Genomic DNA, 21,199 nt, shown 5'->3' on the forward strand with positions numbered 1-21,199 from the left:
TATAATTTTTAATTTTATGTTTTCTTACTGACTTTTTTCTTTCTTAGAATAACCGGATCCAAGCTGTGTAATAGGATAATAATGAAAAAAAAATCATCTAGCTATCATGTCCAGTTAAGTCTTTTAGAGTTAGCGTATAAAAATAATTTGTACAGTATCTTGGTTAATTTTACGGCCTTAATCTGTGTTTATTATCAAATTGCGTCTTTGGCTATTCCGTATATAGATCTATGGTTTTATTTTACTGTATTTTTTATGTTCGTTCGTTTAATCATTGACCTATCTTACAAAAAGTTTTTTTCTGCAGAGAAATCATCATTAACACCAAAAAATCTTCATAAATGGTCAGTTTTATACACTTCAGGGGTCATTCTGGGCGGCTTGTCTTGGGCGATCATAGCGGTTATTGCGCTTCCTAATTTGGGGATAGAAGGGAAATTTGTTGTAACAGTGATATCCAGCGCTTTAGCTGGTGGGGCGACTGGTGTGTTGGCTCCAAATAAAGTAGTAGGTAAAATATTTATTGTTTTGACGCTCTTGCCTGCCAGCATAACATTGGTTTTTATTACGCCATCGCTACCTTTGTTGGGTTTTCTTGGGACCTTTTTCTGTTTCGTTATGTTGGTGGGTCATCACCATAACCATAATCAAATATTGGATAATATTGAATTAACCTTCAAAAATGATGATTTATTAAGCAGTTTGCAACGGCAAAATCAAAAAGTGTTAGATTTAAACTATCGTTTGGAAAATCGAGTAAAAGAAAGAACAGCTGATCTAGAAAAAATGGCCCTTACTGATCGCTTAACTCAGTTGAATAATAGAGAGGGCTTTTTAGGTCAATGCCGACAACTTGCTCTTTCATTTCACTCTTTGAAATTTTATTTCTTTGATCTAGACCGATTTAAGCAAATTAATGATAGTAAAGGGCATGAAGTAGGCGATTTGGTGCTTCAGCATATTAGTACGCTTTTGCTTGATGTTTTGCCTGAACAGACGGTAGTTGGCAGGTGGGGAGGTGACGAATTTGTTATTTGTTCACCGAATGATTTAGAAAAATTAGACGCTTTGGATGTTCTTTGTAACGCTTTTTCTGAAGCGGTTTATATTAAAAACAAGCGAGTCGAAGTATGCATGACCATTGGGGCGGCTCATTACCCTGAAGATGTTAATGACATTGAAGAGGCAATACATGCAGCAGACCTGGCGGCAACGTATTTAAAACGAAACGGTAATCGAGGCGCGGTATTGCGCTTCAACCATGAGCTACTGCGTCAGAGTGAATTAACCTCTGGCCTAATTAATATCCTTCATGAAAAAAATTACAGTGAGTATTTTCATTTAGAGTATCAATCGATCGTTGATGAATGGGGAAATGTTTCTTCCATAGAAACCTTGTCTCGTTTAAAACATCCTCAGCTAGGTAATATTCCGCCTCTTGATTTCATTCCTGTTATTGAAAATACAGGTCATATTATGCAGTTTGGGTGTTGGGTATTAGAAAATGCTCTTAACTATGTAAAAGAGCTGCGCAAGTCTAACCCTGAGTTATCTATTGCCGTTAATGTCTCCCCAATTCAATTAAAAGATGACTATTTTTACAAAACAATCCAAAGGTTATTGTTGGGTTCTGGAGTACCAGCTAATGCCTTGACTTTGGAGATTACAGAGTCAGTTCTAGAAGATACGAACCTTGAGGGTATCATTTCTCAGATTGAACTATTAAAAAATATAGGCGTTAATATTCATATTGATGACTTTGGAACAGGTTACTCTTCTTTAACAAGGTTAAGGACGTTGCCCGCTCATACTCTAAAAATTGATCGGAGCTTTGTTGTTGATATGGCGACACAAGGAGATGGTCTGATTAAAGGTATTTTGAGTATTGCTGGTCAGTTTAATTTAGACATTATTGTAGAAGGCGTTGAAACTGAAGAGCAATTTATTCAACTTAAAGCCCTTGGTTGCACAAAATTTCAAGGTTTTTATTTTTCTATGCCAAATAGGGATGCTGACCTCTTTTTACTCTAATTCGCAGGTTCTTAATATGGTGTATTAGGGGGCAAGTGTGGGAAATAGGGCGTTACCTAATAATGAGCACCTCTTTTTTGGTATGACTTGAGTTGTGCTCTTTCACCTTGTGGTTGGTTAAGGTGAGGACATAGAATTAATGGTTATTTAGTCAGAAAAAACACAATTACGCCCATTGTTTTTGGCATCATACAGGTATCTGTCGGCTCGATTTATAGCGTCGTCAATGGTTTCTTTCTGATAGTCAAAGCGTGCTATTCCAAAACTAAGGGTGATATAAAAAGGGTCATCTAGGTTCCCAAAGCGAGTGGCTTCGATACGTCTTCTAAAGCGCTCTACCTCAGGTTGTATAATATCAAATAGGCTGGATGGAATAAAAATCAAAAACTCCTCTCCGCCCCAGCGACTTATATGGGCATCTTTCCCCCATGTTTCTTTAAACTCTTTTGACAGCTTAACGAGAACAGTGTCTCCAATATTATGTCCGTATTTGTCGTTTACTTTTTTAAAAAAATCGACATCACAGATGACAATGGCATTGTCAAAAAATTGTTCTTTTGAGTCATGTTCCTGAATTATTTCTAGCATTCCCCGGCGATTTAGGAGGTTTGTCAATGGGTCTGTTTTTGATGCCTTTTCTAAATCGTGACTTAAATTCTTAAGTAGGCGTATCGACATCATGCGAGAATATTCATAAAACGCGGATAAAAAAATCAGCACTAAAAAAGAGTAAACGATGCGTTGCTTTAATTCGATTGGCCAATCGTATGTTGCACCAATTTCATTTGGAAATAGAAAGAGAGTGACTAAGACTAAAGAAAAACCGCAAACTTCTATCAGGCCCCGCCTTAGACCGTGGAGAAACATCGCAACAGGTGGAACACAGTAAATCCATAGGAAACCGGTCTGTTCAACGCCTCCTGTATAAATTAAAAAAAACATCAATAAAAATAGTGGATATAAAACAAGGTTTGAGGAAACTTCGTAATTATAGGTAAGTCTTAGATAAAGATGATTAAATGTGTATAAAGAGGCAATTGATAAGGTTGCAATAGCAACCAGCATATCGTTTTTGATAAACGCGTCAATACCGAGAGGTAGGGTGACTAAGATACCAACAAGGCAAAATAGGTTAATTAGTAGAATTCGTCTTGATTGCTCAGAGAAGTCATCGCCTGATAAGCCACCGAATGCATAATTATGTATAAGCGCTTTAAAGCGAGAGACTAGAAGCTTGAACATCAATACCTTCTATGTGAAGCAACAAGTATAGTTTCAGTTTCAACTATAGCAACAGACTAAATTTTGTACCATTTTAATCTAATTAACCCGCTATACAATACTGAAACACAATTTTTTTTATAAAGATGTATTTATTTAACATTATTCGTTGATAAATCGGCTGTTTGTGATTGCAGAGACTAATCAAAGAGTAGTAATTGGAATTCCTTGGTAAATTGATAATAAAATCAGGTCAGTCAATAATGTAGAAATGAATGATTTATATAAGTAGGTGTAATGTCATCTGGTGGGTTTTATTTACTTAATCATAAAATAATGTGTTTAAGCACTTATAGTCTCTTAAACGTTCTTTATTTTCTATGGACTGTTTTGTTTTATTTGAAATTTTGCAAGGTCTTAATTCGAAAATTGTTTAGTATTAATGAAATATACATTTTGCTTTTTTGTCTTTATTTTTATTACTATAGAGTTTGGTATATATCAAAAATATTTGAGGGTTATATCATGCTTGGTGATTATTCTAGAATCGTTATGTTGGTTTATAAAGCAGTAGTACATGATAAGTAGAAACTGGATTAGTCGAATTTCGGGAAAAATGACAGATAGGGTGTTTGCCCTAGTTATGTTGGTATTGTATTTTTTAGCGATTACGTTATTTACGTATACGAGTGTTCAAACTCGTGAGGCTGAAATCAAATCTTCAATTAAGACGACACTGTTTACGGCCGCTATATCGGCTGAACATCTGATTGGTGTTGAGTTTGGACAGCATTTTTCTAAAGATACGCCACCGAATGAAACCATATATCGCTATATAGTAAACAAGTTAAATAAATGGGTAGATACGCTTCCAGTAAGCTATGTTTACTTGATGGATATGGTGGATGGCCAGGTCTATTTTGTTATTAGTAACGAAACAGTTGAAGAAAGAAAAAATGGTGTTTTCAGCGAATTTTATCGACCTTATGATTCTGCTCCGGAATCGCTTTTAAGGAGCTTCGTTACGCAAGAAACAATATTTAGTGATGTTTATGAAAATGAATACGGAACCTTTCAGTCTATTTTTGTTCCTGTTGAACGCAAAAATGGCAGTGTTTATGTCCTAGCCGCCGATATTTCTGTTGAAGGGGGCTATTCAATAATTTGGAAAAGTATACATAAATCATTGTGGCTTACATTGTTGTTTTTATTGCCACTAATGCCAATGATGTATTTTTACTTTGAACTACAGAAACAGAAAAGAAACGACCTTTGGGACTCACTCTATAAAGATAAATTAACCGCCTTACCTAATTCCTATCAGTTGCACAACGCCTTAAAAAGTAACCAAACGTTTTTCTCCGGTATATTAATCTCATTTATGGGTATTGATGACATAAGCTTGCAATTTGGCCGATCAATTAGAGACAGTTTATTGGTTCGTTTAACTCAGGAGTTGAATGTATTACCTCCTTCGTACATGACACTTTATCGTATTAAAGGCGGTGAATTTTTTCTTCTATCTGATGCCATTGATGAATCATTATTATATTTAATTGTTGAGGACATTTTGTACGGTATTAATGGCCGTAAAGTCATTGAAGGCAACCGGCTTGATCTAAAAGAGGTAATTATTACGGCAAATGCAGGTGTTGTTGTTAAGGCTCAAGGGCACCAGCTATTCCAACATGCGAAAGATGCCTTAAGCAAAACGTTAGACTTAGGTCAGCCTTTTTTTGTTTTTCGAAATCATAAAGAGCAAAGCAAACAGTTAGCGTCGGATTATTTTTGGCAAAATGAAGTGGCTCAAGCATTAATAGAAAACCGAGTCGTTCCTTTCTTTCAGCCTATTTTTGACAACCAAAAAGGTCGAGTTGAACGTTATGAAATACTGGTTCGTTTAATTAATAAAGAGGGTGATATTGTCACGCCTCATGCCTTTTTAGATCCTATTAGGCATTGTTACCTTTATAAGCATATGACTCATTGTATGATTGAAAAAGGCTGTAAGGCTTTTGCTAATCGTACAGAATCGATTACTTTGAATCTGTGTAAATCGGATTTACTTGATAATGAAACCTTAGACTTTCTGAAGAATTCAATTCAGCAATGTAATTTAGACGGCCGAGTAACGATAGAAGTCGTTGAGTCCGACTGGATAGGCAACCAGCACGAAATATTTGCAGTCCTTAGGTCTTTGAGATCTGTCGGCCTGTCTATTGCTATTGATGATTTTGGCAGTGGTTACTCGAATTTCGATCAATTACTTAAGATGGAAGTGGATTATATTAAAATAGATGGGTCGCTTATAAAGTCAATGTTTAAAAGTGAACGAGCGTTCTCTATGGTTGAAGCTATTATCGCGTTAGCAAAAGGGTTAAATGTGCCTGTGATACCTGAATTTGTTGAAAACCAAACTATGCTCAGTAAACTTCAAGAACTCGGCTGTGAATTTGCTCAAGGCTATGTAACGGGTCGCCCTATACCTGTCGAGGAATTGCCTAAAACGAATTAACCTCTAAATTGAAAATTTATCTCATACTTCTGTGAAGGTTTGACGTTACTTTTGTGTCTGGAGGTTAAGGGCTTTTTTTGTTTTATGAGTTGCTAGGGCTGTTAAAGGGTCATCCGGCCATGGGTGTTTAGGGTATCTACCTCGCATTTCTTTTTTCACCTCTGGGTAGACCTCTTTCCAGAAATATGGCAAATCTTGGGTGATCGCTAAAGGCTTTCTGGCCGGTGAAAGTAAAGAGACTTTAACGGCCATACCTGCAATAGAGGGTGTATTTAGACAGCCAAACATTTCCTGAAGTTTCACCTCCAGGCTTGGGGGATGAGTCGAATAATCTATCTTTATGTTAGAGCCAGACGTGACTTTTATGGTTCTTGGTGCAAGAGTGTCCAGTTCTTTTTGCTGTTGCCAGTGTAATTGGTCTAATAATATCTGTTTTATATTCAGTTTTTTTAAATGGTTTTTGTGTGTCGTATGCTCTAGATAAGGGGCTAACCATTCTTCTAAAGAGTCCAGTAATTGCTGGTCCTGATAGTTTGGCCAAATTACACTGTCTACAGTAGTGTTTAAAAAACAGATTCTTGCTTGTGTGTTTTTGCTTTCTTCATCCCAAGGTAAGCATTGTAGACCAATGGTACGTATATACTGGCAAGCACATCGGCTGATGTCTTGGTTTGACAGCTGTTTTATCGATGATTCGCTGAGTGTAAGCTTGCCTAACACTTTCTTATTTTTGGCGATCAGCGCATCCTCACTCTTTGGCCATATCAGAGACGTTTGCTCAGTGATTAAATGCGTCAATTCTGTTTCAATTAGATGGGAGGGTAAGTTACAGGCTAAGTAAATTTCATCACTCTTCGCGACTGTTGTTCCTCCGATGTCTATAGCAATTATCCACTCCGATTGACTTAAGTCGTCTTCAATAAATAATTCGGCCATCCGGCCGTTTGCTAATTTATAAGAAACTTTACGGCCGTCTGTTACCTTGTTGCGTCTACCTATTCTATCAGGGAAGGCGTTGGCTAGAAGACGTGCTGTTTCTAATGGGAGCGACAGTAGGTTGTCTTTTTCGTGTTTAGAGTACGGTTGAATGTATTTTTTTATTTGTTGAATAAGTTTGTTGTGTTTATGAGTGTTTTTATCTGTAGACGTATTTACCCAAAACAACCTTTTCTCAATATCACTTTGTCGAGTGCTTTGTAACGGATCTTTTTCGCTTAGTAAACTGACCAGTTTAAGCGCAAGAGTCTGGCTGGATGATGAGTTTGCTGAGAAAATTAAACGTGCAAGTCGAGGTTCAAGTGGAAGTGTTGCAATGGGTTTTCCAAGTTTCGTTAAGGTAAAACCGTTTTCTTCTAGTATGCCTAGCTGCGCTAAAAACGCTTGAGCTTGCTGAATATTAGATAATGGAGGTGAGTCTAACCAAGTTAGGTCATCTACAGAGTCCACACCCCAGCGAGATAGTTCGATGACCAGTGATGCCAAATCTGTTTGAAAAATTTCAGGTATTGGTTGAGCCTCTAACCGATTTTGTTGTTCTTGACTCCACCAACGGTATCCTACTCCCGGTGAAGTACGCCCAGCTCGTCCTATGCGTTGAATGCTTTCTGATTGAGTGACTTTTCTTGTATGTAATCTGGTAATGCCAATATTAGGGTCGAAAATTGCTTCTCTGCTAAGCCCACTATCGACCACAATTCGTATGCCTTCTATGGTTAAACTTGTCTGGGCAATGTTCGTGGCGAGCACTACCTTTCGCAGATGGCTTGGGGGAGCTCCAATTGCTTCTTGTTGTGTCGAAAACGCTAAGCTGCCATACAAAGGAACAATATGTAAATTAGTACTTTGATCTAAGTGTTGAAGTTGGTTTTGAACGGATCGGATCTCTTTTTGTCCTGGTAAAAAAACTAAAATATCACCTTGATAATGTTGAATAGCATGGTGTATTTGCTTGATAACCACCGGGAGTATTTGATCTTGTTTTAAGGTTAAATTATCGTATTGGATTTCTACGGGAAAAGATCGGCCTGAGCAATGAATGCTTTTTGTGTTTAACAGCGCTTCTAAGGGTTGTGTATCCAGCGTGGCTGACATGACCAAAAGTTTTAATGGGTGATCGTCTCTAAAAATGTCTCGTCCTTGTAGGCATAGAGCTAAGGCAAGGTCTGAGTGTAAGCTTCGTTCGTGAAATTCATCGAAAATAATCAATCCAATGTGTTCTAAACTTGGGTCGGTCTGCAGCATTCGTGTGAGAATGCCTTCCGTGACGACTTCAATACGAGTCTGATTTGAAATCTTGGTCTCGTGACGGATTCGGTAACCAATAGTGTGACCTAAGGGCTCTCCTAGTAGGTTGGATAATCGTTGAGCGGCCGACTTGGCGGCAAGACGTCTAGGTTCTAAAAGAAGAATTTTTCGCCCCAAAAGCCAGGGTTCATGCAGGAGGGATAATGGTACTATGGTTGTTTTGCCTGCTCCAGGCTCGGCTTCTAAAATAGCATTGTCTTCTTTTTGGAAATGCTTCTTCAATGACGGGATAATGGAATGGATAGGAAGGTCGTTTGTGTTCTGGGTCATAGTTAAATGTCATTAAAGAAAGTAGTTAAATAATACGCATCTAAAGTGTGTTGTCTGCTTTGCTCGTAAGGTAAACTATTTTTTATGCAGCTGGCCTTATTTATTTCTTTGCTCTAGGGTAATGTTGCTTTTGCATTTTGCTATGCATGGCAAGATGTACCCTTGACTTATTTCTTGGTTATTAAGGCCGCGTGGTATACGCCCATCATAATCAATATCGCCACTCGTTAGTTGCATCAAGCAAATTCCACATGCACCATTGATACAGGCTTTTTTAACGTAAAGTTTTCGTTTTATTAGAGCGTCTAGAATGGTGGCGTTTTTATCTACAAAGACTTCGAGGGTGTTTGTATTAATAGAATAAATACATTTGTGTAACATAGCCAAGTCACTTTAAGGAACGAGTCAACAAGCATTACATTATTTGCTAAATGGGTAAAGTAAATGGGGTCAAATTAGCATGGCGAATCTCTATGCCTTAGAAAAAAGTGTCACAAATTGTAGTAAAGTCATGCAATATATTGTGTCCCCAAAGGGCTGTTTACTCTGTTTTAAACGGATCAACCAATTTTAAGTTAGAGGTTTATTTGGACGTTTCATCTGCACTGTATATAAAAATATTTGAGACTGTATTTCCTTTGTTTGCCATTGTATTAATAGGCTTTTTTTACGCTCGAGCAAGACCAACGGATATGACGATTACTAATCGGGTAAACATGAGTGTGTTTACCCCTGCTTTAGTTTTTTCTGTTATGGCGTCAAAAAACTTTCAAATAGCGGATTATCACACGTTAATTATGGCCGGTGCCGTGATTATTGTTGGCTCAGGGATTGTCTTGTTGCCAGTATGCCGCTTGTTCGGTCTGTCTGTTAAGACCTTTTTACCACCGATGATGTTTAATAATAGTGGCAATTTAGGTATTCCACTATTCGTTTTGGCTTTTGGGGAGTCCGCTTTGCCAATTGCGGTTATTTTATTTCTAACTGAAAATATTTTGCATTTTACACTTGGTATATACCTAATGAACCCAAAAGCGAATCCGATCAATATTATTAAAATGCCTATGGTATTGGCCACTATTCTCGGGGTTTTTTGGAGCTTGAATGGCTGGACTTTGCCCGTTGCATTGAGTGTGCCGTTAGAGATGATTGGACAAATAGCCATTCCATTGATGCTGTTCGCTCTAGGTGTTCGTATGACTCTGGTCGATCTAAAAAACTGGCGTATTGGCGTATTGGGTGGAGTGCTTTGTCCTGTTAGTGGACTGATTGTGTTGTTTATTTGGAATATGCTGGTCCCTTTGAGTAGCGATGATTTCATGTATTTATTAATCTTTGCTTGCTTACCTCCTGCCGTCTTAAATTACATGGTTGCGGAGTTGTACCAACAAGAACCTCAAAAGGTAGCATCCATTGTTTTGATTGGTAATGTATTTAGTTTGTTTTTTATCCCATTAATGTTGTTTTTTGTTTTATAGTCGATTTATTAGAGGTTGAGTCAGATGCAATTTATATTAGTTATGTTGCTTATTGCTGGATACTTTTTGGTGTCTCGGATAATGAAGACCAGTGTTCAGTTATTAGGGCAAAAAAAATCGGTTAGTGAAATACGAATTGGGTATGTGAGTAAGATGCTTAATTTGGGATTAACAGGGACTATGGTCATTATTGCCTGCTTAATTCTCGGTGTTGAGTATGGTCAGTTGACGGTATTTTTTTCCTCCGTTTTTGCGGTAATTGGTGTGGCATTATTTGCTCAGTGGTCAATATTAAGTAATATCACAGCCAGTTTGTTGATCTTTTTTGGTTTCCCATATCGTGTTGGAGACTGGGTTAAAATATGTGATAAAGACGATGATATTACTGGTCATATTATCGAGATTTCTACCTTTCATGTGATTTTGCAGCGTTTAAACGGTGATATAGTAACTTACCCAAACAGTTTGATTTTACAAAAAGCCGTGATCAAATTATCTAACGACAACATTGACGCCCTTAAAAAGTCAAAAATGACAAATGATGAAGATAAAGTAGAGGATGTTGTCGTTAAATAAACGTATTTCTGATCAAAAAACAAACAAAAAATGTGTCTAATTATGTAATACTATGAGTACATTCATTGAACAAGTGGTCTTTTGATGATTTCTGACCCCAAAGAATTACTGAAAAAAAATGAAAAATTGATTCATTCTGATGCTGTGAAGGTTTTATCTCATGTTCAGCGTTCAAAGGAGGAGTGGGTTTTGCATACCTTAATGCTTGAAGGGTGCGATGTCCCTTTTCGTTTCAAGCGTCAAACAAAATACATGTCTTTGAAAGGTTGTCGCGTAAATCTAACCTACTATGCGGATATTGAGTTAGTTGCCGGTATGCCTATCGAAGTCATGAAAGTCGTCAGAATTAAGCGCTCTTGATGCGCTTTCATCAATTATTGTCTCGGTTTCTCTGACAAGACTTTTATTTAGCTTTATTGTTATGTGATCACAATAAGAGTGTCTTATTCTTCCGGTCTTTGCTTTATACTTGCGTCGAAAAAAGCGAACAGAGTATTCGTTTAAAAAATGGCATAAATATAATAAAAGTAGGCGCGGTATTGGACACTATTTTAAAAGAAATTATAAAGCAAGTGACACCTCTCATTGGTTCTGGTGAGGTGGCGAGTTACATCCCTGCATTAAAAGAAGTTAATCCTAAGCAATTTGGTATTGCTATCTACAGTAAAAATGGTGAGCTTTTTGAGATAGGCGATTCTCGTGTGGATTTTTCTATTCAGAGTATTTCGAAGGTTTTTAGTCTTACACTTGCCATGAAGCATTATGGCGAGTCTATGTGGGATCGTGTTGGCCGAGAGCCGTCCGGACAACCTTTTAATTCACTTGTGCAGCTTGAATATGAGCATGGCATTCCTCGAAACCCCTTTATTAATGCTGGTGCCTTAGTCATAAGTGACATGAACCAATCTCGTTTTGCTTCGCCGCAACATGCGATGAGAGAATTCGTCCGACGGCTCTCTGGTAATAAAAATATTCAATATGACCGTAACGTAGCTGACTCCGAGTTTGAGTTTCGAGCGCGTAATGCGTCTATGGCGTATTTAATGCAATCGTTTAAAAACTTTGACAATGATGTAGAGAAAGTACTGCGTAATTATTTTAATAATTGTGCGATTAAAATGAATTGTGTCGATTTAGCAAAAGCATTTTCTTTTTTGTCTAATAGAGGGTTGTGTCCTCATAGTGGTGAAAAGGTGTTAACTGGACAAGAAACAAAACAAGTTAATGCCTTAATGGCAACCAGTGGACTTTATGATGAAGCTGGCAATTTTGCTTATCGTGTAGGTTTGCCTGGCAAAAGCGGTGTAGGCGGTGGGATTGTTGCCATTGTGCCGGATCAGTTTTCGGTGTGCGTTTGGTCTCCAGAGCTGAATAAAGCGGGTAACTCTTTAGCAGGAATGGCCGCTTTGGAAGCCTTATCAGAGAGTATAGGTTGGTCTGTTTTTTAAACCATTATTACGGCATCGGTATTAAGTGCTATGGAATCGGTATTAAGCGTTTAGTTAATACCGATTCAGCGTGTTTATATTGATGGTTTATAAAAAGCTCACAATGCCTTTTAGTAAATAGGCAACGCTTGTTAATGTCATAAATCCAAGAGCATACAGTCCTAAAAACCATTTCCATTGCTGCGCTGATTTGGTTTGCTCTGTATCTAGCGGCTGATTTTTATCTATTTCGTTTTTATTGAGCATTAGTAACCCTCCTGATAGTCTTCGATTTTCCCTGAAAAGACTCGGTAACCCCATAATGTGTAGGCGCAAATTAATGGTACAAAAATGCAGATTCCATAAAGCAAAAAGCCTAAACTAGAATCCGGTGCTGCCGCTTCCATAAAGGTCAGTTGTCTTGGGATTAAATACGGGAATAGGCTGACTACGAGTCCAGCAAAACCTAATAAAAATAAACCAGACACACACCAAAAAGGACGACTTTCATGCTCGATGTTTGTTAAGCCTCTCCAGGCAACATAGCCCAATATTATGCTGAAAATGGGGAGTGGGCTGAGCAATAAAAAATTAATACCATCAAACCAGCGGTGACGAATTTCTTCTTGAGAAAGGACGGTCCATAGACTGACTGCCATCATAAATATAAGAATGAGCAGTAGCAGTCTTTTAGCGAAACGAGACGCAAGCAGTTGCATGTCATCACGACTCTTCATATATAAGTAACATGCTGCTAGTAAAGCGTAGCCAGCCATGACTGAAAAACCTGTTAGAATCGAAAAGGGTGTTAGCCAAATCCAGCTTGATAGCTCTATTGCATTGACTGGTACTCCCTGAACAATGGCCCCTAAAATGATACCTTGACAGAATGCGGCAATGGTTGAACCTGCGCTAAAAGCAAAATCCCACCAAGGCTTAGATCTATCTGACTTAAAGCGATACTCAAAGGCCACGCCTCGAAAGATGAGTGCAAACAGCATGATCATAATAGGTAAATAGAAGGTGGACAGTATAGCGCTGTAAGCGGCTGGAAAAGCCGCAAAAAGTATGACGCCGCCAAATACCAGCCACGTTTCGTTACCGTCCCAAACGTGAGATATTGAACGCATTAAATGGTCTCTTTTTTCATGCCCTTCAAACCAAGGGAATAAAATACCAATACCGAGGTCGAAACCATCTAATAGTACATACATGAAGATGGCAAAACCTAGAATAAGGAAGTAGAAAAAGGCTAAGTCCATTATTTATCCCCTCGTTCAGATTTATTAAGATTTTTAACCCAAGCCAAAGCGTAGCCAGGAGTCTTCATTCCAATTACTTTATGTTCTAACGACTCCAGACTTGGAGGGCCTTTTCGAATCAGCTTTCGCATGAAGTAGAGGTACACCGCAAAAAGTAGCGAGTAGATGATGACAAATAAAGTTAATGAAAAGAGTACCCTTTCTGGTGGTAAAGGCGACACAACGTCCATTGTTCGGACCAGTCCCTGAACAAGCCAAGGTTGACGACCAATCTCAACGACATACCAACCAGCCAATACGGCAATGACACCAGTAGGAGTAAATAAGGTTACTAAAAATAAGAATGGCTTATTACGATACAGCGCCTCTTTACGTCTTAGTATTAAAGCGAGTACGGCCATGCCTATCATGCCAAAGCCAATTCCAACCATCACCCTAAACGACCAAAATACTAGAGGGACATTTGGGCGGTCTTCTGGTGGTACTGATTTTAAGCCTTGTACCGCGCCATCCCATGAGTGCGTCAAGATTAAGCTGCCCAATCCAGGTATACCTACTTCTGCATGATTTTTTTCGGCTTCCATGTCCGGCAAAGCAAACAGCAATAATGGAACTCTTTCCTCTTCAGCAGGCCAAATTCCTTCCATTGCGGCCAGTTTGATTGGCTGATGCTCTTTTACATTTAGCCCGTGCATATCACCAATAAAGGCCTGCAGCGGAGTGAGGATCAAAGCAATCCACATACACATTGATAGGCCTTTTTTGGCCATTTGTTGGTGTTGTTTTTTGAGTAAATAATACGCACAGACTCCAGCTACGACAAAGGTGGCGGTGATAAAGCTGGCTGTTAGCATATGAGTGAATCGATAGGGCATAGATGGGTTGAAAATAACATCATACCAACTGGCTACTTCGAACTTTCCATCAACCATAATATGACCGGCAGGCGTATGCATCCAAGAGTTGGCTACTATGATCCAAAAAGCGGATATCCAAGTGCCTATTGCCACGACTATCGTAGAAAAAAAGTGCATTTTAGGACTGACTCGTTGCCAACCAAATAACATCACACCGAGGAAACCCGCTTCTAAGAAGAATGCTGTTAACACTTCGTAGGCCATTAAAGGCCCTAATACAGCGCCTGTAAGTTCAGAGAATACTGAGAAATTTGTACCAAATTCATAAGATAAAACAATGCCTGAAACGACGCCCATACCAAATGTAATAGCAAAGGGCTTTATCCAGAACTTGGCTAACTGAAGGTAAATAGGGTTGTGGGTTTTCAGCCATAACCCTTCCCATATCGCAATTAAAGTGGCTAAGCCAATGGTTATGCTAGGAAAGATAATGTGGAAACTCACAGTAAAAGCAAATTGGATTCGAGATAGAATAGCGACATCAAGTTCCATGGTCCGGCCTGCTGAGTTAAGTTGTGGATAGTATTATGAACGAAGTAGGGTGTATTACACACGCTTCTTGATTGCTGCAACCATACTCGGGATAAGTGCCAAGCAAATAATGCTGCTAATTGTGATGATTTCCATCAATAGAATGTCGTTGTTCATGTGGTTTGGCCTCGCTAATTAAAAAAGTATTGAGTTGGATCAATTTTTGTATGGTTATAAGAGCAAAACTTAGGCCACTTTTTTATTTTAGTTAGTGCATTGAATTTAAAGGCTTTTTAATTTTAACAATGAAATGTTGTAAACTTAATTTACACTTTTTGCGTATTTAGTCATCTTACTGTCAATGAGGTTTACGTTTTGACTTTATCATTTGTTTTTGAAGTGGCTATGTTAAGCACCAGTGTGATTGGTGTTTTGGTTGCTGGTTGGATGCTTTGGCGAGCTCGCTTACAAAGAGATCTGCAAGCCTTGTCAGGCTTCGCCATTATGATGGCTGTGTGGTGTTTAGGTCATAGTGCGCTTTTTCATGGGTTATCGGCTCTGGGGGTTAAATTAATTTTAGCAAACCCTTTGATGCCAACTTTCTTTTTGCATTTTGCTACTGCATTTGTGAAAACAGGTATTTCATCACCTTTATGGTTGCGGGTGTTATACCAAAGACTGCCTTGGATCTACCTTACTAGTATTGGCGTTGTGCTATTAAGTTGGTTTGTTGGCGCAGGAGATGTGCGCTCATCGCACACCATGGACGCCTTTTTTATTTTTACAGAAACGGGCTGGTTTAATTTAGCTTATACGGTTTTTATTGGTGTATTGGCCCATGCTGTTTTGTTGTATGGATGGCGACGTCATACTGGTAATAAGCGCCGCTCTATTCTGGTTATTTTTGGTGTGGCCGCATGGGGGCTGACCTTAGCGACAAGCTTTGTTTTCCCTTACTTTGGTATTGATTGGTTCCCTTATCCAATGCTGCTGTTGCCTTCTTATTTGCTTTTGCTTGTGTACGCCGTTTTAAGGTACAAAATTCTATCGGTTAATGCGTTTGCAAATCGTGCCTTACTTTGGTTGGCTATGATGCTGGTGGTTTTATGCGTTATGGCTTTAGCGAGTGTTATCTCTGGTCAATTTGGCTCGCAAGGGCTGGCGAATGTTCCAGTGTGGCAGTTGTGGTTGTATTCTGTAGTCATTTTGTTAGTGGCTACTTTTACTTATGCTCCTCTAAATAGGTTGGTGGCTCGCTTAGTCTATCCAGGTTCAAGGTTAACAGAATCTATTTTGGAGTCTTGGTCAAATCTATTGAAGAAAGCGATGACGTGGGATGAGTTAATAGAGACAGGTGAGACCATTTTAAGTCATCAATTAGGTCAAAAAGTAGTTGTTTCTATTGTGCTTGATGCGCCTTTGAATCATCCACCTGTTGTGAGTGACATTGAGGATGGGGGTAATGATTATCAAAGAGATTTGTTTCACGCTCAGTCAAAAATGCAGGTTTACAAGGGGAAGCCAGGATGGCAATTTAGTTTACATGGATGGGAGGAGGCGAGTCCGAGCCAGAGGCTAGCCGCTGAGGTATTTGGCTCACTTTTCTCAACTCAGTGTGGTCTTCTTGAACAGTCCTTGGCGCTTGCTGAAGCCGTTAAAGAGCGTTTAAGTGAGCGCCATTTAGTTGAGCTAGGTGGGTTATCGGCGGCAATGGCGCACGAATTACGTAATCCGTTAAATATTATCTCTATGGCGGCTCATGGAGCGGCACCAGAAACAAAACGACATATTCAAACTCAGCTCGTTCGAGCCGATCGATTAATTCAGGACATGTTGATTTATTCAGGTAAATTGACAGTGCAAAAAAAAACCATCACTTTGCTACCGTTAATCTCTTCTATCGTTACTCAAACCGATATGGCAGGTGTCGATTGCGATATTCAGGTGGAACCAAGCTTGAATGTGGAGGCGGATATTCACAGACTTCAACAAGTGGTTGTCAATTTGTTGGAGAACGCGGTTTCCTTTTTACGAAATCAAGATGGCCGTCGTCTATTGATTGAGGCATTAACGTCGTCTGATAGGCAGAATGTGTTAATACGGATACACAATAATGGTCCTGTATTAGATGATAGTTTAACCTCAGAAACCTTGTTTAGACCCTTTGTCTCTAAGCGTGCTGGTGGCAGTGGTCTAGGTTTGGCGATTGTGAAGAGAATTATGGATGCTCATAACGGTACTGTGCAGCATAGAATCGATTTGAATTGGCCTGTCACTTTTGAACTGATGTTTCCGATCCACTCTCGGTCGGCCTAGTTATCTTATTTAAGGAAGTTGTTATGAGTCTTGGGAAAATATTGTTGGTAGATGACGAGCCTGCTTTTTGTGAGTTGGCATCATCTTGGTTGACGAGTAGTGGTTATGATGTTGTCACTGCAGGCCAATCAGATAAAGCCTTCTCTGTTTTAGACACCTTTGATGCTGATTTGGTGTTATTGGATTTGTCATTACCTCCAGAATTTGATCCACAAGTGACGTTGGCAAATATTCAGAAATTTGGTGCTCGTCCAGTTATTATTATTACTGGGCATGCTGAGAGAGAGTTGGCTTTAGAGGCCATTTCTCAAGGTGCTTGGGATTTTATTGCGAAACCAATTGATCCAGACTTATTGGCTGTTGTGGTTAAGCGCGCGGTGAGTAAGCATGTATTAGAAAAAGAGTTGGCACTGGTTAAGCAAACGATCACGCCGAAAAAAGACGCCAGTGATTTTATTGGGTGCTCTGCTAATGCACAACAGGTTCGAGCACTCATTGAAAGGATTGCACCAACCGATGTTCGAGTATTGGTGACTGGGCCTTCTGGGACGGGAAAAGAAGTTATTTCAAGGACAATTCATGAATTAAGTCGACGCTCTGGTGATTCATTTGTGTCGGTGCATTGTGGCGCGATACCAGCTGATTTACTTGAAAGTGAGCTTTTTGGCTATACGAAAGGTGCCTTTACTGGCGCAGAAAAAGACAAGCAAGGGTTGTTGGCTTTAGCGGATAAGGGGACGTTATTTTTGGATGAAATAGGCGAGATGCCTTTGCCTATGCAAGTCAAATTGTTACGAGTTCTTCAAGAGGGTACGTACTTTCCTGTTGGTGGTCGTGACGAAAAGTCGATAGATGTAAGAGTGATTTCTGCTACTAATGCTGATTTAGTGAGTAAAATTGCCGCCGGCGGATTTAGAGAGGATTTATTTTATCGAATCAAAGGCATTAATATAGAAACCAAACCACTTGATGAAAGATTGGAAGATGTCTCTATTTTAGTGCCAAGTTTTCTGCAGCAGCTTTCCCATAGGCATAAGCAAACTTATTCTTTATCTGAAGAGGCGTTAGATTGGTTTCGGCAACAGCGATGGCCTGGTAATGTGAGGGAGTTGAAAAATGCTCTAGATAGTGTGGTCTCTATTGCTCGCGATGGAGAGGTGACCTTATCTGATATTGCGTTGTTGTATCCCGATAAGGTTTCTGAAAATAACAGTGAGCTAATTGAAGCGTCTACATTCAGAGCAAGGCCCACAAGCTCCAGCCATGCCAACTTGGATACCTCTATGGAAGAGCAAGTAAAGCAATTAGAAATACAGTTAATTAGAATGGCTTTAGATTTCCATAAAGGAAACCGTAGCCAGGCCGCTCGTCAGTTAGGTTTGTCTAGGCAAGGTCTCATTAATAAGAGTGAGCGTTATGGCTTATAAAATTAAATCAGTGTTTGATAATTAACCGGTGACTTCGCATTCAAGTGTTCCGTCTTCAACTCTAACTTGAATTGAGTCGCCTTTGTTAACATCATGGATGGAACGAATCACTTGTTTGTTCTTGCTAGGAATGGCATAGCCACGAGATAGAATATTTAAAGGGCTGACAAGGTTGAGTTTTTCAATTAGGTTGCTGAATGTCTGTTGTTTGTTCACCACGTTTTGTTTTAGAGATTGTTCAAGTCTTACTTGATATTGGTTTAATAGTAATTGATGTTGGGCAAGGTTTTTCTCTGGTGAAACTTGCAGCAGTCTTTGACATCTATAATCTGTAGAGGTTTTTTGCTTTTCTAATGTCAATTTAACGGACTGAATTAATCGTTGGGTCAATTGATCCAGCTGCCTTTGTTGTTGCTCTAGTCTGTCTTTTGGGTGACGCATAGACCGAGTTAAATAATCAACACGTTGTTGGTGTTGTTGAATGTTTTGTTCTATTCGATATTTAAGTAGGGCGCTTTGCTGCAAGCATTTATCCATTAGTACTTTTGTGTCTGGGCTGAGCAATTCAGCCGCGGCCGTCGGTGTGGCAGCACGTACATCCGCAACAAAATCACAGATTGTAAAGTCAGTTTCATGTCCCACGGCTGAAACGATAGGCGTATTGCTCTGAAAAATTGTTCTCGCTAAAACCTCATCGTTAAAGCTCCAAAGGTCTTCTAATGAGCCGCCACCACGGCCAATGACAATAGCGTCAAAATACCCATTAGCGTCGGCTCTATGGAGCTGTTTTATGAGGTTTTCAGCACTGCCACTGCCTTGCACTATGGATGGAAAAAGAGTGAGCTCAGTTAACGGAAAGCGTCGCTTAAACGCCGTGATCATGTCTCGGATGACGGCACCTGTTGGTGAGGTAATAAGGGCGACTCGTGCAGGCATGTTTGGTAACGGTTTTTTAGTCTCGGAGTCAAATAATCCCTCAGATTTGAGTGTGTTTTTTAATCGTTCAAAGGCAAGTTGAAGAGCGCCTTCACCAGCTGATTCCATTGATTCAACTGAAAGTTGGCAATCACCTCTAGGCCCATAAAAAGTGACTTTAGCCCTAAGCCTCACCATGTCGCCTTCTTTAGGTTTAAAACGAACTAAATGGTTTTTATTTTTAAACATGGTGCAGCGAATTTGAGACTTGTCGTCTTTCAGGGAAAAATACCAATGTCCTGAACCAGGGCGAGCCAAATTAGAGATTTCTCCTTCCACTAAAATCCACGGTAAACTGGCCTCAAGTAACTGTTGTATTTGTCTATTTAGACTAGATACGGTGAAAGCAGCTTCCTTACTAGGAGAACGGGTAAAATAATTCATTAATCTCTCGTACTTTTGATTTACCGATAGGGACTATTCAGATAGAATTACGTGCCATCTTAAACCCTCTAGTTGGCATTGGAAACACTTTATTATGTTACGAATTGCGCAAGAAGCTTTAACGTTTGATGACGTTTTGCTTATCCCTGGCTATTCCGAAGTCCTTCCTAAGGACGTTAGCCTAAAAACTCGTATTAGCAAAGATATAGAACTGAATTTGCCACTTGCATCAGCAGCAATGGATACGGTTACTGAATACCGTATGGCGATTGCTCTTGCTCAGGAAGGTGGAATTGGTTTTATCCACAAGAATCTTACCGTTGAAGAACAAGCCGCCGAAGTACGTCGCGTAAAAAAGTACGAATCCGGTATTGTTCGTGATCCTGTGACAATTAATCCAACCGCTTCTGTTCGCGAACTGGTTCAATTAACTTCAAGCTACAATATTTCAGGCGTTCCTGTTGTGGAAGGCGATAAGCTTGTTGGTATTGTAACCAGCCGTGATGTTCGTTTTGTTAAAGATTTTGAAAAGTCTGTTGCTGATATTATGACGCCTAAAGAGCGTTTGGTTACAGTGCTTGAAGGTGCTTCATCTGGTTCCGTTCGAAAATTACTTCATGAACACCGTATTGAAAAAGTATTAGTGGTTAATGATCAGTTCGAATTGCGAGGAATGCATACTGTAACAGACATCGATAAAGCAACCGCTTATCCACACGCTTGTAAAGACAGTGAAGGTCGTCTTCGCGTTGGTGCGGCTGTTGGTACGGGTGCCGATACATCAGATCGAGTTAAGGCATTAGTAGACGCTGGCGTTGATGTCATTGTTGTTGATACGGCGCATGGTCACTCTAAAGGTGTTATTGAGCGTGTTCGTTGGGTAAAAGAAAATTTTCCTCACGTTCAGGTGATTGGCGGAAATATTGCTACGGCTGAAGCGGCGATAGCATTAGCAGAAGCGGGTGCAGACGGCGTTAAAGTTGGTATTGGTCCAGGCTCAATTTGTACTACACGTATTATTTCTGGCGTTGGTGTACCTCAGATTACGGCTGTTGGTAATGTGGCTGAAGCAATGGCGAAATACGATATTCCTGTTATTGCTGATGGTGGTATTCGTTTTTCTGGTGATATTGCTAAAGCCATTGCAGCCGGTGCCAGTGCTATCATGGTCGGTGGTCTTATGGCTGGTACTGATGAAGCGCCAGGTGAAGTTGTTTTATATCAAGGTCGTTCATTTAAATCTTATCGTGGTATGGGGTCTTTGGGTGCTATGGCGCAATCTCAAGGGTCAAGTGATCGTTACTTCCAAGATGCGAGCAGTGGCGTTGAAAAACTTGTGCCAGAAGGTATTGAAGGCCGAGTGCCTTGTAAAGGACCTATGGTTGCGGTAGTTCATCAGTTGATGGGCGGTGTACGTTCTTCAATGGGGTATACAGGATCAGCAAGTATTGACGACATGCGTACTAAAACTCAGTTCTCTAGAATCACGGGAGCGGGTATGCGTGAGAGTCATGTACATGATGTGACTATTACTAAAGAAGCACCAAATTACCATGCTGGTTAATTTTAAGTAGTTATATGATTTCAGATGGGGCTTAGTTGCCCCATCTTTTTTATTGATTAGC

Annotated in this window: 16 protein-coding genes; 9 read left to right on the top strand and 7 right to left on the bottom strand. The window is 39.7% G+C overall.

Annotated elements, in window-relative coordinates; all coding sequences use genetic code 11:
• Window positions 1-81 precede the first annotated feature (81 nt).
• Window positions 82-2,031: a putative bifunctional diguanylate cyclase/phosphodiesterase gene (locus tag IEZ33_RS04980; RefSeq protein WP_191602603.1), complete on the top strand. Its 1,950-nt coding sequence runs from the start codon at window positions 82-84 to the stop codon at window positions 2,029-2,031.
• A gap of 147 nt (window positions 2,032-2,178) precedes the next feature.
• On the opposite strand, the gene IEZ33_RS04985 is transcribed toward IEZ33_RS04980, so the two are convergent.
• On the bottom strand, window positions 2,179-3,273 hold the full coding sequence (locus tag IEZ33_RS04985; protein ID WP_191602604.1) for a GGDEF domain-containing protein: 1,095 nt from the start codon (window positions 3,271-3,273) through the stop codon (window positions 2,179-2,181).
• A 556-nt stretch (window positions 3,274-3,829) separates the two neighbouring features.
• On the opposite strand from IEZ33_RS04985, the gene IEZ33_RS04990 reads away from it, so the two are divergent.
• Window positions 3,830-5,767: an EAL domain-containing protein gene (locus tag IEZ33_RS04990; protein ID WP_191602605.1), complete on the top strand. Its 1,938-nt coding sequence runs from the start codon at window positions 3,830-3,832 to the stop codon at window positions 5,765-5,767.
• A 45-nt stretch (window positions 5,768-5,812) separates the two neighbouring features.
• Here the strand turns inward: IEZ33_RS04990 and hrpB are convergent, their stop codons facing one another.
• The gene (gene hrpB, locus IEZ33_RS04995) at window positions 5,813-8,341 is read right to left on the bottom strand and encodes an ATP-dependent helicase HrpB (RefSeq protein ID WP_191602606.1); all 2,529 of its coding nucleotides are present in this window, start codon (window positions 8,339-8,341) and stop codon (window positions 5,813-5,815) included.
• 96 nt (window positions 8,342-8,437) lie between these two features.
• Complete coding sequence (locus IEZ33_RS05000) at window positions 8,438-8,722, bottom strand: 2Fe-2S iron-sulfur cluster-binding protein (RefSeq protein WP_191602607.1); 285 nt, start codon at window positions 8,720-8,722, stop codon at window positions 8,438-8,440.
• A gap of 206 nt (window positions 8,723-8,928) precedes the next feature.
• Here IEZ33_RS05000 and IEZ33_RS05005 point away from each other — a divergent pair, with 206 nt between their 5' ends.
• The 4 genes from IEZ33_RS05005 to glsB all read left to right on the top strand — a co-directional run bounded on the left by IEZ33_RS05005 (window position 8,929) and on the right by glsB (window position 11,843).
• Window positions 8,929-9,819, top strand: a complete 891-nt coding sequence (locus tag IEZ33_RS05005) for an AEC family transporter (RefSeq protein WP_191602608.1) — start codon at window positions 8,929-8,931, stop codon at window positions 9,817-9,819.
• Window positions 9,820-9,843: 24 nt separating this feature from the next.
• Complete coding sequence (locus IEZ33_RS05010; RefSeq protein WP_191602609.1) at window positions 9,844-10,395, top strand: mechanosensitive ion channel domain-containing protein; 552 nt, start codon at window positions 9,844-9,846, stop codon at window positions 10,393-10,395.
• Between the two features lie 84 nt (window positions 10,396-10,479).
• Window positions 10,480-10,755: a hypothetical protein gene (locus IEZ33_RS05015; RefSeq protein WP_191602610.1), complete on the top strand. Its 276-nt coding sequence runs from the start codon at window positions 10,480-10,482 to the stop codon at window positions 10,753-10,755.
• Window positions 10,756-10,934: 179 nt separating this feature from the next.
• Window positions 10,935-11,843 carry a glutaminase B gene (gene glsB, locus IEZ33_RS05020; protein ID WP_191602611.1) on the top strand — a complete coding sequence of 303 codons (909 nt, stop codon included), beginning with the start codon at window positions 10,935-10,937 and terminating at the stop codon, window positions 11,841-11,843.
• 87 nt (window positions 11,844-11,930) lie between these two features.
• On the opposite strand, the gene IEZ33_RS05025 is transcribed toward glsB, so the two are convergent.
• From IEZ33_RS05025 to IEZ33_RS05035, 3 genes are read right to left on the bottom strand one after another with little or no spacing between them, the layout of a single operon-like run.
• A complete protein-coding gene (locus IEZ33_RS05025) occupies window positions 11,931-12,089 on the bottom strand; it encodes a hypothetical protein (RefSeq protein WP_191602612.1) in 159 nt (52 codons plus the stop codon).
• Window positions 12,089-13,084: a cytochrome d ubiquinol oxidase subunit II gene (gene cydB / locus IEZ33_RS05030; protein WP_191602613.1), complete on the bottom strand. Its 996-nt coding sequence runs from the start codon at window positions 13,082-13,084 to the stop codon at window positions 12,089-12,091. The genes IEZ33_RS05025 and cydB overlap by 1 nt, the downstream gene beginning before the upstream one ends.
• Window positions 13,084-14,493 (bottom strand): cytochrome ubiquinol oxidase subunit I, encoded by a 1,410-nt coding sequence (locus IEZ33_RS05035; RefSeq protein ID WP_191602614.1) that lies wholly within the window; start codon window positions 14,491-14,493, stop codon window positions 13,084-13,086. The genes cydB and IEZ33_RS05035 overlap by 1 nt, the downstream gene beginning before the upstream one ends.
• 354 nt (window positions 14,494-14,847) lie before the next feature.
• On the opposite strand from IEZ33_RS05035, the gene IEZ33_RS05040 reads away from it, so the two are divergent.
• Window positions 14,848-16,788: a sensor histidine kinase gene (locus IEZ33_RS05040; protein WP_240009638.1), complete on the top strand. Its 1,941-nt coding sequence runs from the start codon at window positions 14,848-14,850 to the stop codon at window positions 16,786-16,788.
• Between the two features lie 23 nt (window positions 16,789-16,811).
• Window positions 16,812-18,215: a sigma-54-dependent transcriptional regulator gene (locus IEZ33_RS05045; RefSeq protein ID WP_191602615.1), complete on the top strand. Its 1,404-nt coding sequence runs from the start codon at window positions 16,812-16,814 to the stop codon at window positions 18,213-18,215.
• Window positions 18,216-18,236: 21 nt separating this feature from the next.
• Here IEZ33_RS05045 and xseA read toward each other — a convergent pair whose 3' ends face one another.
• Window positions 18,237-19,574, bottom strand: a complete 1,338-nt coding sequence (xseA, locus tag IEZ33_RS05050; protein ID WP_191602616.1) for an exodeoxyribonuclease VII large subunit — start codon at window positions 19,572-19,574, stop codon at window positions 18,237-18,239.
• A gap of 94 nt (window positions 19,575-19,668) precedes the next feature.
• Here xseA and guaB point away from each other — a divergent pair, with 94 nt between their 5' ends.
• Complete coding sequence (gene guaB / locus IEZ33_RS05055) at window positions 19,669-21,138, top strand: IMP dehydrogenase (protein ID WP_191602617.1); 1,470 nt, start codon at window positions 19,669-19,671, stop codon at window positions 21,136-21,138.
• The last annotated feature ends 61 nt before the right edge of the window (window positions 21,139-21,199 follow it).

The organism is Marinomonas algicola (genome assembly GCF_014805825.1).
In the GTDB taxonomy this organism is placed as follows: domain Bacteria; phylum Pseudomonadota; class Gammaproteobacteria; order Pseudomonadales; family Marinomonadaceae; genus Marinomonas; species Marinomonas algicola.